Origin of the sequence: Helicobacter sp. (assembly GCF_014799995.1) — a bacterium.
Classification (GTDB): Bacteria; Campylobacterota; Campylobacteria; order Campylobacterales; family Helicobacteraceae; genus Helicobacter_D.
In genome coordinates this window covers 31,219-44,829 of sequence record NZ_JAAVGY010000006.1, presented here as the reverse complement: position 1 = coordinate 44,829, position 13,611 = coordinate 31,219, and the positions used below count along the sequence as shown (strand labels likewise).

Sequence of the window (13,611 nt, the reverse complement as noted above, 5' to 3'; positions counted from 1 at the left end):
AAATAAAGTAGATTTTTCCAGATTAAATTTTAAAACACATCGCACAGAGATTCGCCATTGTGCAAACGCGTGCTTTTGGTGTGTTGGCACTCTAGGGTGAGATTCTTCAGCACGAAATAAGCCTTGCGTCCATTATCATTTGCGATAAAGCCGTTTTTCTGCTTTTCAAAATAACACGCACTAGGCTTCAAATCAAGATTTTGGTAAAGTGCGTTCCAATCCGTTGCAAGCTTTTGTTGTTTTTGTGCTTTAAGCGTAAGTTTGAGGTTGAGGACTTGGAGTTGCAGTTTTTTAATGCAAGCGTCTTGCGTGTAATGGCTTAATTGCGGAATCCCAAAGGTTAGCAAAATGCCAAGCAAAGACAGCACAAGCACTAATTCCAATAGTGTAAAGGCTCTTTTATGATTTGATTTGCGCATTAAAACACGATAGAGCTGCTAAGCAAAGGAATCTTGACTTCTCGTACAAGGCTAATGCTCTCAATCAATCTTTCACAAGTATCACCCTGTGCGTTATTGCTTGCTTGTGTGGAAAGTTGCAAAAATTGCACATTTTTCGGTGCGTTGGCGGTGGAATGGTTAGAATCTAGCAAAGTCGCGCTTACGCAAGGGTTGCCGTTTTTATCCTGCAACTTGCTTGTAATGTTATAATCATTAAGATTCCAATTCGCACTACTTAGAGTAACCGCACTCATAAATGTTCCCTCCCCTTGTGCTAGAAAATAGGCAGGAAAAGAAGTTTTAAGGGTGTTAATATCACTTTTGAGTGCGACAAGCTTCGCGTCCTCACGACTTGCAGAGATTTTTGGAATCGCAACGGCAGCTAAAATGCCTAGAATCACCAAGATAAATACGAGTTCTAGCATTGTAAAAGCTTTTTTGGTCTGCATATTTTTCCTTTGTTGGATATGGAATCTAAATTTAATTCTTAAACGTTGCATTGTATCGGTTTTTAAGCGTATTGTAAAGGTTTTCGCAAGGGTGCAATAAAAATCTTAAATCAAATAAGTTGTGGCATAAAGTGCGGCGGTTTCACTCCTTAGAATATTGCATTTTGGCGCGCTAAAGATTGGCTTATCTTGTAAAATTTCACGCTCCTTTTGGCTTAATCCCCCCTCGCAGCCGACCATTAAGGGAATTTCTAAGGGGTGGTTTAGGGGTTTGCCTCCAAAGTCCAAAACCGCAAAATTTGGGTAATTTTGTAGCACTTTGTCCAAATTGGGTAAAATTTCAATTTCTAACCCTATCATACGTCCGCATTGCTCGCAAGAGCCTTTGAGGATTCTTTGGAATCGTTGAAAGTCTAGCTTGAATTGCTTTTGTGAATATTGCGCATAAAAAAATGTGATTTTGGCGAGATTGAGTTCGTTTAGCATTGGAAGCGTTTTTTCAATGTTTTTTGGTTCAATGATTGCCCAAATTAAATGTCCTTTGGGGGGATTCTTGAGCGGGGCGGTTTGTGTCGCCTTTAAAGTCAGTCTTGCGTCCTTTTTGCCAATCTCTGTAATGGTGTAAAGATAAAGATTAAAATCGCGTCCATTGCATAGGTGTAGGGATTCTAGCTTGCGCATTCTGCGAGAATGAAAGAGGTGATGATAGATTTCATCTTGGAGTGTGATTTGTGCTTCTCCCGCATTTTCGTGTAAAATAAATTGCATTAAAGTGCCCAAAAGAGTAGAATCGCAAAGGCGCAGAAATCAAAGCCATATTTAAGCTTTGCAAAACGAAAAAATGCCTCGCGTTTAGATTTATCCGCTTCTACTTTGGTGAGTTTTTGACGCTTATGACGCAAGATTTCAAGCCCAAAGCACGCAATCCATAAGCCAAACATTGCAAGGATTTTGAAAGTCATTACAAATCCTAGCATTGCCCAAATCACAAACCCGCTAAAGAGGCAAGCACTAAGGAGCGTATAATATGCAGGTGCGCTAAGAGCTAGGGAACGTAGTCTTTGTGTGTGGGATTCTTTGGTTAAGAGGCAGTAGAGATTCCAAAGTGGCGGTAAAAGCAAGGGCAAAGATAAAAATAAATGAATCACAAGCAGCTGTTCCCCAACAAATTCCATACCATAACTCTTTTTAGAAAAATTTGTGCGAATTGTAACAATAAAAGCTCTCTTTGTAAAGAAATTATGGAGTTTTTGCGCGTGTTTTAAAATGCGTTTTTAAGGGCTGAAATATGTTAAGATTCTTTGTAAATTTTGCTAAAAGGAGTGAAAATGTGGATTCTGTTTTCCCCAAGTGAAAAGAAGTGTTTAACACATCAAAAGGAACAAAGAATAAAGAATCAGCCCTTTTATCAAGATTTCATCTGTGATATTGGATTAAAAGAAACTCTAAAAGCATATAAAGAGCTATTGCAAAGCGGCAAGGAATCGGAAATCAAACGAGTTTTTGGAGTGAAAAATATTGATTTAGATGAAATTGCCTGTGCGCAAAATCTAATGCAATCTCCTCTATTGCCCGCAGTTTTGCGTTATATTGGTGTGGCATTTAGTGCATTAGACTTTGAGTATTTGCCAAAGGATGCGCAAGAATATTTGAATCGGCATTTATTGATATTTTCTAATCTCTTAGGTCTTTTGCGCGCTAAAGATAAGATTCCTTATTATGATTTGAAGCAAGGAGAGGGGTTTCAATGGGGCGGAGTGCAGTTTGATACAAAGAGTTTTTATGCTAAAAATTCAGATAAGATTTGGGAATATTTAATCAAGCAAAATAAAAATCCTAAAGATTCTTTGGAGATTTTGGATTTGCGTGCAGGATTCTACCAAAAGTGCTTTCTTTTGGACAAGATTCCACCGCATTTGGATTCTTATCATCTTGTCATATACCAACCAAATTTTATCAAAAATGGCAAGGTGGTAAGCCACTATGCAAAACATTATCGTGGCGCATTGCTTAGGGCTTGCGCGAAAGAGAAATTAGCAAATTTAGCGGATTTAAAAAATCTTCATCTTGAGGGTTTGGAGTTAGAATCACTCCAAGTAAGCTTAAGTAAAAAGATACAATATGTTGTTTTGACTTATGCAATCAAAAACATTTGAAATAGTGTATAATATCTTACCTTTATTTTTAAGGATTTAAAATGAAATTTTGTGGAAAAAATGTTTTAATCACAGGAGCAAGCAAGGGCATTGGCGCAGAGATTGCTAAAGTGTTAGCCAAAGAGGGATTAAAAGTGTGGATTAATTACCGCTCTAAGCCCGAGCTTGCCGATACACTCAAAGGAGAGATTCAAAAAGAGGGTGGAGAGGCAGCAGTCGTCTGTTTTGACGCAACTAATGAGGAAAATTTTCTCGCAGGAATGAATGCGATTCTTGAGAGTGATGGGGAATTAGCCTTTTTGGTTAATAATGCAGGAATCACAAACGATAAGCTCTCTATGCGAATGAAAGTAGAGGACTTTACCTCTGTATTGGAGGCAAACCTCACTTCAAGCTTTATTGGCTGCAAAGAAGCATTAAAGATTATGCGTAAGCAAGGTTATGGGGCAGTTGTGAATATCGCTTCAATCATCGGGGAGATTGGGAATGTAGGACAATGCAATTATGCCGCAAGCAAAGGGGGAATGATTGCGATGACGAAGTCGTTTGCAAAAGAGGGCGGCAGCAAAGGAATCCGCTTTAATTGCATTACGCCGGGCTTTATTGAAAGTGATATGACCAAAGCATTAAAAGAGGAGATTAAACAAGCCTATGCACAAAATATTCCTTTAGGACGATTTGGAAAAGGTGAAGAAGTGGCAGGAGCAGTTGCGTTTTTGCTTTCAAATAGTGCAAATTATATCACAGGAGAGGTATTAAAAGTCAATGGCGGACTATATATGTAAAAACTAAGAAGTTTTTTAAGAAAAACTTAGCTACAATACTAACTTATTGAAATTTTTTAAGGAGATAAGAATGGCAATGTTTGATGATGTAAAGGCAGTCGTAATTGAACAGCTGAATGTGAATGAGGGCGAGGTAAAGCCAGAATCCAAATTCGTAGATGATTTGGGCGCAGATTCTTTAGATGTAGTAGAGCTTGTAATGGCGTTAGAAGAAAAATTTGAGATTGAAATTCCTGATGAGGAAGCAGAAAAGATTCAAACCGTAGGCGATGTAGTAGCATACATTGAAAAAGCAAAAGCTTAATTTCAAGAAAGGCAAACAACAAAAGTTTTAGGTGTGCCTTTCGCGCACCTTTGATGAAGTCATAAATAAGGAGAAATATGAGACGCGTGGTAGTTACCGGGATAGGAATGATTAATGCTCTCGGGTTAAATAGAGAAGATTCTTTTAAAGCTATTGTGGATGGAAGATGTGGAGTTAAAACAATCTCCTCTTTTGATGTCTCGGAATTTCCTGTAAAGATTGCAGCAGAAATTACAGATTTTGACCCAACTTCCGTAATGGACGCAAAAGAAGTCAAAAAGGCAGACCGCTTTATTCAGTTAGGAATTAAAGCCGCAAAAGAAGCTATGGAAGATTGCGGATTATTAGGAAGTGATGGCAAATTGCTAGAGAATGTTAATACAGAGAGATTTGGAATGAGCTCTGCTTCTGGAATCGGAGGGTTAGGAAATATTGAAAAAAATTCAATCATTAATTTTGAACGCGGTCCTAAACGCATTTCACCCTTTTTTATTCCATCGGCACTTGTAAATATGCTCGGGGGATTTATTTCTATTGATTTTTCACTCAAAGGACCAAATCTAGCGAGCGTTACTGCGTGTGCGGCTGGCACACACGGAATCAGTGAAGCAGGCAAGACGATTATGCTAAATTGTGCCGATAGAATGCTAGTTGTCGCAGCAGAATCTGCAATTTGTGGTGTTGGGATTGGTGGATTTGCCGCGATGAAAGCCCTATCAGATAGAAATGATGCTCCAGAGGTTGCAAGTCGTCCTTTTGATAATGAGCGCAATGGATTCGTAATGGGTGAGGGTGCAGCGGCATTGGTGCTTGAGGAATATGAAATCGCAAAAGCAAGAGGAGCGAAGATTTATGCGGAGCTTGTGGGGTTTGGTGAGAGTGGAGATGCGAATCATATCACGACACCAGCACCCGAAGGCGAGGGGGCTTATCGTGCGATGAAAATGGCACTTCAAATGGCGGGGATTCCGATTGATTATGTGAATGCACACGGAACAAGCACGAAATATAATGATTATTATGAGACTTTAGCACTCAAAAAAGTCTTTAACGGTGCAGTGCCACCGGTGAGCTCTACTAAGGGACAAATTGGGCATTGCTTGGGTGCTGCTGGTGGTTTAGAAGCGGTAATTTCTATTATGGCAATGCAAAAGGGAATCTTGCCTCCGACCATTAACCAAATCCAAAAAGACCCAGATTGTGATTTGGATTATATCCCAAATAGCGCAAGAGAAGCAAAGATTAATGCAATTATGAGCAATTCTTTTGGTTTTGGTGGAACTAATGGGGTTGTGATTTTTAAACGAGTATAAATCGTGGCAACTTATTTAGATTTTGAAATAAAAATTAAAACAATTCAAGAAAATATTGCGACTGCGCAATTAAAAAACGACATGCCCGCAATTGCGATTTTGCAAAAAGACTTGGATAAAGAAGTGGCAAAGGTTTATTCTAACCTCTCCGATTATCAGAAACTCCAATTAGCGCGCCACCCTGATAGACCTTATGCAATGGACTATATTGCATTGCTTCTAAAAGAACCCCTAGAGATTCACGGGGATAGGCATTTTCGCGATGATAATGCGATAGTTTGTTTTTTGGGCAAAATTGACGAACAAAAAGTGATGATAATTGGCGAGGAAAAAGGGCGCGGTACAAAAAACAAGCTTCAAAGAAATTTTGGTATGCCCAATCCAGAGGGTTATCGCAAGGCATTGCGTGCGGCAAAAATGGCAGAAAAATTCAGAATCCCTCTTTTGATGTTTGTAGATACTCCCGGGGCTTATCCGGGAATTGGTGCAGAGGAGAGAGGGCAGAGTGAAGCAATTGCGAAAAATTTGCAAGAATTTAGCAAGCTAAAAGTGCCCACAATCTCTATTGTCATCGGTGAGGGTGGCAGTGGGGGTGCGCTTGCTATTGGCGTAGCAGATAGGCTTGCGATGATGCAGTATTCTGTCTTTAGCGTGATTTCCCCAGAGGGTTGCGCGGCGATTTTGTGGAATGACCCAAGCAAGATTGAAAGTGCTACCCAAGCCCTTAAGATTACTCCAGAATATTTAAAAGAATCGTATTTGATTGATGCAATTATCCAAGAACCACAAATTGGCGCACATAGGGATAAAGAAGGTGCAGCACAAGCAATCAAAGATTATTTTTTAACCGCTTTAAAGGAAATTCAGTCAGATTCTGATTATTTACAGAATCGTTACCGCAAATTAATGGCTTATGGGAGCTTTCAATAATTTATAGGTAAAACTTTGCAAAAGATTCCAAAGGTTGCGATTATCGGTGCGGGGGCGAGTGGAATCTTTTGCGCTATGGTGCTTCTGTCTTTCGGGATTCCTACTGTGCTTTTTGACAAAAACAAAAATCTAGGCAAAAAGCTTCTCGCCACAGGAAATGGACGTTGTAATATCCACAATCAAAATCTTAACATTCATCATTATCAAACCTCAAGTTTTGATTCTAAATCAATCCAAAGTATTTTACAGAGTTTTGATTTTAAGGCGTTTTTGAAAACTTGCCAAAGGTTTGGAATCGCATTAGAGATTCAAGAAGATGGTAGGGTGTATCCGCTTAGCAACTCGGCGAAGTCAGTGCTAGAGATTTTCACTGATTTTTTGAGAAGTTCTGAAAATTTTGAAATGTATTTGGAATCTGAAATTTTGGGATTGCATAAAATGCAAGAGGGCTTTTTGTTGCAAAGCAATCAAGGGGAGAGGATTTATCCTTATGTGGTTCTTGCGTGTGGGAGTGAGGCAGCACCTAAGCTTGGGGGAAGTGATAAAGGATTGCGGTTAGCAAGAGGATTAGGATTAGAGATTATCCCAACTTATCCTGCTTTAGTGCCTTTACTTGTGGAATCCCGATTTATTTCCTCCCTAAGTGGCGTAAAAATCAAGGCAAAATTAACGCTTAAAAAAGACAATAGAATCCTTAAATCTGTGCTAGGGGATTTGCTTTTTACCGATGAGGGTATCTCTGGTTTTGGGGTATTGGATATTTCAAGTGATGTTCGATTGGAGCGGGATTTGAAAGTCGTTTTAGACTTTTTGCCCTTTTTAGAAGAAAGAGCATTGGAATCTCAAATTGCAAATCTCATCAAATCCTATCCGAATCGGAATCCCGCTATACTTTTGAGTGGATTTTTGCACCCTAAAATCGCCAAAGCCTTTGCGCAAAGATTTGCTTGGAATCTTAAAAACACTAAGGAGCTGAAGCAATGTGTCTTTAGGCTAAAAAATTTTGAGTTACAAAACCCTATGCCTAAAGGCTTTGATAGTGCGGAAGTCAGCGGTGGAGGCGTCAGTGGCAAGGAAGTCAATCCCAAAACTATGGAATCTCAAAAGCATAAGAATCTTTATATTATTGGGGAAATGTTAGATGTCGTAGGGGACAGAGGAGGCTATAATCTCGCCTTTGCATTTTCTAGTGCGTGGGTGTGTGCGCAAGCGATTCGTAATGCTCTGCTTGGGAAGTAGCCTAATTTTCGTATTTCACTTGTGCGCTTGTGAGAAAATTTGAAAAATTTTGCTTTGGTTTTTCGTCATTGCGAGGGCAAAGCCCGAAGCAATCCATAACCTCGCATACTTTTAATATTATTACGCGTCATTGCAAGTATTTTGCAAAAATGCGTGGCAATCTATAATTAAGCACACACTATTATACTCAACTTATATTACTCAAAATCTCACCTTTAACTTTGAAGATTTCATTGTTTTATTTATTAAAAGTGCATTATTATAGATTGTTACGCAAGTTTAAGAACTTGCTCGCAATGACGACAAGCCAACCACAGCGTCATTGCGAGGCTTTAGTCGAAGCAATCCATAATTCTGCATACTTTTATTTTGCAATGGAATTTACAAAGGCGAGATTTTTTCATTTAGAATGCCATAGCCTTTTACAAAGGCTTCGCAATGACGCAGTAGCAGAATTTCAAATATGCTCATTATAGATTGCCACGATTCTATTTCATAGAATTTCGTAAGGACGCAATGGAATCCAATTTGTGTAGGATTATAGATTGCTTTGCGTGTAAATTACGCTTGCAATGACGCAAACTAGAATAAAAACTTGTTTGCAAAGGACGCATCGCAATAACTCACCTATAATGTGCGGTTTGTAAGCAATCCCGCTTCATAAAGAAAAATAGAACCCTCATAGGGAATGTTTTTCAGTGCGTCCTTTTTGGCATAGCTTAAATACAAGATTTCTTTCGCTCTAGTAACTGCGACATAAAATAGCCTGCGCTCTTCCTCTAGGCTTCCCCCTTGACTCATTAGCTTTTTGTTAGGGAAGCGTCCCTCCATTAAATCCACGATATACACTTCGGCGAACTCTAAGCCTTTGCTTGCGTGAATGCTAAGCAGGTTGATACCCTCTCCCTCACTCATTTCGCTAGAGCCTAGCACCATTGCATTTAAAAATCTCCCAAGCTCATTATAATGACTTGCTAAGTCTTTGAGTAAGGACATTCTGCGCCCGATTCGCTCTAGCGATTCTTTGTATCTTTCCTCGCTTAAACTTCCCTCTTTAGTGATAGAACGTTCCCTCGCAAGTTTGTGTGCTACGATTTGAAAAATCGGTAGAGAACTGATTTTTGAAATCAAGTTATAGGGCTTGTCGTTTGCGCTAAAAGAAGCAAAAAACAAATAAAGAGCGTTGAGGAATTCCACGCCCTCTTTGGTAAGCTTGGGGTGGCTTAAAATCGGATTGTCTTTGAATCCTTTTTCTAATATCTCTTTAAATCGTGCGGGATTGCTAAACTCTATCAAGTCATCAAATAACCCCAATTGTGTATTATGTGTTTTTTTATTGAAAGGTTCTTTGATAGATTTATCGGGGTGAAGCAAGCCTTGAATCGGGTTAGAATGTCCTAGAAGCACGAGAGCCTCATAAATGTCCTTTGCTAGCGCATTGCCGATTCCTTTGGCGTGGCTTAGAATATGGATAAAGGACATCATATCTTTCGCATTAAAGAGCAGGGTGCAGAGGTTTAGCATATACACGACTTCTTTAGAGTCAAAAAAGCTCACGCTTCCTTTGCGCTTAGAGGGAATCCCAATCTCGCGTAAAGCCGCTTCAATGCCGTCCGCACTAGAATTGTTACGAAAAATTACCGCAATTTCGCTAAAGGGACGATTGGAGAGTTTGATTTTGTTTGCGATTCCGTGATATTGCAAGAATAATTCCTCATAGACTAGCAAGGTAGGCACTCCGAAGTTTTGCGCTTTGATGACTTCTAGCTTTTTGGGATAAATACGCGGGTTTTTTTCAATCACGCGATTTGCGAGATTCAAGATAGGTTCAGTGGAGCGGTAATTTTTGGTGAGACTAAAGATTCTGCCGTCTTTATATCGCTCTTTGAAACTCCCAATAATGCTAATATCCGCGCCATTAAAGGCATAAATGCTCTGGTCATAATCTCCCACACAGAAGATAGAGGGAGGATTGAGAGCTTGTAGGATAGAGTCTTGCAAGGGATTCGTGTCTTGATATTCATCTACTAAGATTTCTTTGTAGGGAGATTCTTGTTTCTCTATTGCGTTTTTGTAATTAAGTAATAAGTCATTGTAATCTACATAATGGTATTGATTCTTTAATGCTTTAAATTCCTCCCAAACATCTAAGTAGATTTCTACATATTGGAGTTGTTCGGCATTTTTGCGTTCTAGCCATTCTTGAAACTTCTCGTTTGTTGTGGCATTAAAATAAAGAGAAAAACAATCATAAAGGTAATTCGCCCCATAAGGAGGGACGCTAGAGGCGTTCAAAAAGACGCGTTTGTCATAAAGGCTTTTGAAGAGGACTTTAAGTTCTTTGGGTTGCTTCAAAATGATAGAATCTTGCGCCTTGAGATACCGATAAGCCACAGCGTGAAATGTGCCTGCTTCAATTTGTGAGACAATCTTGCTATCAAACTTTATCGCAAGACGCGCAAGCATTTCTTGAGCCGCTTTATTGGTAAAGGTGAGCAATAAGATTTCGCTTGGAGTGATTCCGTTTTGCAATAAATAAGAGATTCTGCCGACAATCGTAGAGGTTTTGCCTGTGCCTGCGGAGGCGATGATGAGATTATGCCCATAAGGAGCTTGGGAAGCTTCTTTCTGCTGGGCGTTTAGGGTTGAGAGGGGCAACCCTTATTCTTTGATGTAGTTTTTAATAGGTTCTGCTACGCCAAAGGCTGGATATTCTTTCGCATTTAAAACGACTTGCGCTAAGGTTTTGTTATCATCGTTTAAAATAATGGGTGCTAAGAAATTGATGAGGATAGACTCTTTTTCATCACGTACGAAGACGCAAAATACTTTGACTTTTGAATTTTTGGTAATGTCAAGTAGAGTTTGAATCGCAGCAGGCACTTCAAACGAATATTCGCGCACTTTGTAAGGATTGATGAGTAACAACTCTCCAAAGACTTGATTTTGTTTTTGTAAGAATAAAAATCCTAACGCACCATCATCTACTTCTGTAAATTCTGCTTCACTTACATTATCAAACCCTAAAATCGGGGATTTTACTTGAAACTTTTCACTTTTCATAGCGAACTCCTTTTTAGTTAATTTTTGTATTTTACCATAATTTTTGGCTTCAAAATCCATTTTTACGCATTTTAAAATGAGAAAATAGAGAAATTCAAATTTTTTGGTAAAATTCTAAATTCAATTTAGAGAGTAGCAAAAACCATTCCAAGTTTATTTTGCTACCTTAAGAAAGGCTTTTATGCAAAATCATTTAAACAATTCACCACAAGAGCAAACCCCCAAAGTGTCTAACACCTATGAACCAAAGGAGATTGAAACCTCTTATTATAAGTTTTGGGAGGAGGCAGGTTATTTTGAAGTCAATGGGAATCAAAAAATCCAAAAAGCAGGCAAGCGATTCTGTATTATGCTACCGCCACCGAATGTAACAGGAAGCTTGCATATCGGACACGCACTCAATCATACTTTAATAGACATTATGGTGCGTTTTAAGCGAATGGACGGCTATAAAACGCTTTGGCAACCCGGGCTAGACCACGCGGGGATTGCAACGCAAAATGTCGTGGAGAAGCAACTACTTGCACAGGGGATTAAAAAGGAAGAATTAGGGAGGGAAAAGTTTGTCCAAAAAGTGTGGGAATGGAAAGAAAAAAGCGGTGGAATGATTTTGAATCAAATGCGCAAACTCGGAAGCTCTCCCGCGTGGAGTCGGACACGTTTTACAATGGATAATGGCTTGCAAAATGCAGTCAAAGAAGCATTTGTAAGGCTCTATGATGAGGGATTCATCATTCAAGGGAAGTATTTGGTGAATTGGTGCACCCACGATGGCGCGCTTTCTGATGTAGAGGTAGAATATAAAGAAAACAATGGCAAGCTTTATTATTTGCGCTATTTTTTAAAAGATTCCAAAGACTATATTGTCGTAGCAACCACGCGACCAGAGACTTATTTCGGAGATACAGCGGTAATGGTGAATCCAGAGGATACGCGCTTTGCTCATTTGATTGGCAAAAGTGTAATCCTACCGCTTTTGAACCGCGAGATTCCAATTATCGCAGATTCTCATGTAGATATGGAGTTTGGAACAGGGGCGGTGAAAGTAACGCCTGCACACGATGCAAATGACTATGAGGTGGGCAAACGGCATAATTTGGAACAAATTGTAATCTTTGATAAACACGGAATCTTGAATGAAAACGCGGGGGAATTTTGCGGATTGGAACGATTGCAAGCACGAGGACAAATCATAGAGAAGTTAGAATCGCTAGGCTTTGTAGAAAAGATTGAGGATTATAAAAACAAGACAGGACATTGTTATCGTTGTGGCAATGTGGTAGAACCTTATATCTCTAAGCAGTGGTTCTTGAAAAAGGAAGTGGCACAAAAGGCGATTGAAAAAATCAACGCCAATGAAAGCAATTTTTTCCCTCCGCAATGGAAAAATAATTATAATGCGTGGATGAGGGAATTACGGGATTGGTGTATTTCGCGCCAACTTTGGTGGGGGCATCAGATTCCGGTGTATTATTGCGAATCTTGCGGAGGGCAGTTTGCGAGCGTGGAATCTCCCAAGATTTGCAAACACTGCGGAAGTGAGGCAATCTATCAAGACCCTGATGTGCTTGATACTTGGTTTAGCTCTGCGCTTTGGCCCTTTTCAACACTTGGATTTTTCAATGGTAAATGGGGCGAGGGCGAAGTATGGAACGCAAACGATATGGAGGAATTTTATCCCAATTCTTTGCTGATTACAGGTTTTGATATTTTGTTTTTTTGGGTTGCTAGAATGCTGATGATGGGCGAACATTTCCTCTCAAAGCTACCTTATCCCGATATTTATTTGCACGCACTTGTTAGAGATGAATTTGGCAACAAAATGAGCAAATCCAAAGGCAATATCATTGACCCACTAGAAAAGATTGAAGAATATAGTGCTGATGTTTTGCGCTTTACGCTTGCGATTCTTTGTGCGCAAGGGCGTGATGTGAAATTGGTGTCTAATCAGCTTGAAATCAGTAAAAATTTCACCAATAAGCTTTATAATGCGACAAATTTCTTGAAGCTAAATGCAGAAAAATTTCCAAATTTGAGCGAGATAAAAGAGCCAAAGACTGCGCTTGGAAAGTATCTTGCGCAACTTTTGAGCCAAAATATCGCAGAAGTGCGAGAGCATTTAGAATCTTATCGCTTTAATGACGCTGCAAGTGCGCTTTATCGCTTTTTGTGGGGTGAATTTTGTGATTGGGGGATTGAATTGAGCAAGGCGGATAAGGATTCTATCATAGAGCTAGGCGCAATATTCAAAGAAGCGATGAAACTGCTTCACCCCTTTATGCCCTTTATCAGCGAATACCTATGGCATAAGCTAGATGATACGACTTTGAAGCAAAGTGGCTCTATTATGGTGCAGGAATATCCAAGATTCACCTATGAAAATGCGGAAAATTTCGCTACTTTTACACTGATTTTGGATTCCATTGTGTCTATTCGCCGCGCCAAAGCCACGATTGATTTAGCAAATCAAAAAATTGCTAAAGCCTATGTGAATGTGGCGATTCCTGATTCTATGCAAGCACTTTTTATCAGCTATGTTTGCAAGCTTGCAAAAGTGGAATCCTTAGAGATTGTGAGCGCAAAAATGCCCCATTGTATCGTGGATATTGCAGAAAAGGTAGAATCCTATTTGCCTACTACGGACATTGATTTAAGCTCTATTGTAGCGCGTTTAAGCAAGCAAGCAGAGAAAGCACAAAAGGAAATTGATAAATTAGAGGGAATGTTACAAAACGAAAAATTCCTAGCAAATGCCCCTCAAAAGGTGCTAGAAACAAACAAGCAAGCATTAGAGGAACAAAGAGAAAAACTAGCTAAAATCAAACAAGAGCTAGAGGCATTGAGGGGGTAATTCTCCCTTGCTGTGTCATTGCGAGGGCAAAGCCTAAAGCAATCCATAATCCAAAAACTTGCCTTTGAATCTCAAGACTTC

At 39.5% G+C, this 13,611-nt stretch carries 14 protein-coding genes; 8 read left to right on the top strand and 6 right to left on the bottom strand.

Annotation, left to right across the window (positions count from 1 at the left end; translation table 11 throughout):
- Positions 1-29: 29 nt before the first annotated feature.
- From HDT10_RS01480 to HDT10_RS01465, 4 genes are all read right to left on the bottom strand, one after another.
- Positions 30-419, bottom strand: coding sequence for a prepilin-type N-terminal cleavage/methylation domain-containing protein (locus HDT10_RS01480; RefSeq protein WP_290879226.1), 390 nt, complete (start codon positions 417-419; stop codon positions 30-32).
- Complete coding sequence (locus tag HDT10_RS01475) at positions 419-889, bottom strand: type II secretion system protein (RefSeq protein WP_290879223.1); 471 nt, start codon at positions 887-889, stop codon at positions 419-421. Before HDT10_RS01475 ends, HDT10_RS01480 begins: the two co-directional genes overlap by 1 nt.
- Before the next feature lie 105 nt (positions 890-994).
- The gene (locus tag HDT10_RS01470) at positions 995-1,657 is read right to left on the bottom strand and encodes a 16S rRNA (uracil(1498)-N(3))-methyltransferase (protein ID WP_290879221.1); all 663 of its coding nucleotides are present in this window, start codon (positions 1,655-1,657) and stop codon (positions 995-997) included.
- Positions 1,657-2,064, bottom strand: a complete 408-nt coding sequence (locus tag HDT10_RS01465) for a hypothetical protein (protein ID WP_290879218.1) — start codon at positions 2,062-2,064, stop codon at positions 1,657-1,659. Before HDT10_RS01465 ends, HDT10_RS01470 begins: the two co-directional genes overlap by 1 nt.
- Before the next feature lie 153 nt (positions 2,065-2,217).
- Here HDT10_RS01465 and HDT10_RS01460 point away from each other — a divergent pair, with 153 nt between their 5' ends.
- The 7 genes from HDT10_RS01460 to HDT10_RS01430 all read left to right on the top strand — a co-directional run bounded on the left by HDT10_RS01460 (position 2,218) and on the right by HDT10_RS01430 (position 8,092).
- Positions 2,218-3,045 (top strand): YaaA family protein, encoded by an 828-nt coding sequence (locus tag HDT10_RS01460; protein WP_290879216.1) that lies wholly within the window; start codon positions 2,218-2,220, stop codon positions 3,043-3,045.
- 41 nt (positions 3,046-3,086) lie between these two features.
- Positions 3,087-3,830, top strand: coding sequence for a 3-oxoacyl-ACP reductase FabG (gene fabG / locus HDT10_RS01455; RefSeq protein ID WP_290879214.1), 744 nt, complete (start codon positions 3,087-3,089; stop codon positions 3,828-3,830).
- A gap of 70 nt (positions 3,831-3,900) precedes the next feature.
- Positions 3,901-4,134, top strand: a complete 234-nt coding sequence (gene acpP, locus HDT10_RS01450; protein WP_290879212.1) for an acyl carrier protein — start codon at positions 3,901-3,903, stop codon at positions 4,132-4,134.
- Between the two features lie 77 nt (positions 4,135-4,211).
- A complete protein-coding gene (locus HDT10_RS01445) occupies positions 4,212-5,447 on the top strand; it encodes a beta-ketoacyl-ACP synthase II (protein WP_290879209.1) in 1,236 nt (411 codons plus the stop codon).
- Positions 5,448-5,450: 3 nt separating this feature from the next.
- Positions 5,451-6,377, top strand: coding sequence for an acetyl-CoA carboxylase carboxyl transferase subunit alpha (gene accA / locus HDT10_RS01440; protein WP_290879206.1), 927 nt, complete (start codon positions 5,451-5,453; stop codon positions 6,375-6,377).
- Between the two features lie 15 nt (positions 6,378-6,392).
- On the top strand, positions 6,393-7,616 hold the full coding sequence (locus tag HDT10_RS01435; RefSeq protein WP_290879204.1) for an aminoacetone oxidase family FAD-binding enzyme: 1,224 nt from the start codon (positions 6,393-6,395) through the stop codon (positions 7,614-7,616).
- Positions 7,617-7,849: 233 nt separating this feature from the next.
- On the top strand, positions 7,850-8,092 hold the full coding sequence (locus HDT10_RS01430; protein ID WP_290879201.1) for a hypothetical protein: 243 nt from the start codon (positions 7,850-7,852) through the stop codon (positions 8,090-8,092).
- Between the two features lie 151 nt (positions 8,093-8,243).
- Here HDT10_RS01430 and HDT10_RS01425 read toward each other — a convergent pair whose 3' ends face one another.
- Positions 8,244-10,274, bottom strand: a complete 2,031-nt coding sequence (locus tag HDT10_RS01425; protein ID WP_290879200.1) for an ATP-dependent helicase — start codon at positions 10,272-10,274, stop codon at positions 8,244-8,246.
- A gap of 3 nt (positions 10,275-10,277) precedes the next feature.
- A complete protein-coding gene (gene fliW / locus HDT10_RS01420) occupies positions 10,278-10,679 on the bottom strand; it encodes a flagellar assembly protein FliW (protein WP_290879199.1) in 402 nt (133 codons plus the stop codon).
- Positions 10,680-10,860: 181 nt separating this feature from the next.
- Here fliW and HDT10_RS01415 point away from each other — a divergent pair, with 181 nt between their 5' ends.
- The gene (locus tag HDT10_RS01415; RefSeq protein ID WP_290879198.1) at positions 10,861-13,530 is read left to right on the top strand and encodes a valine--tRNA ligase; all 2,670 of its coding nucleotides are present in this window, start codon (positions 10,861-10,863) and stop codon (positions 13,528-13,530) included.
- Positions 13,531-13,611 lie beyond the last annotated feature (81 nt).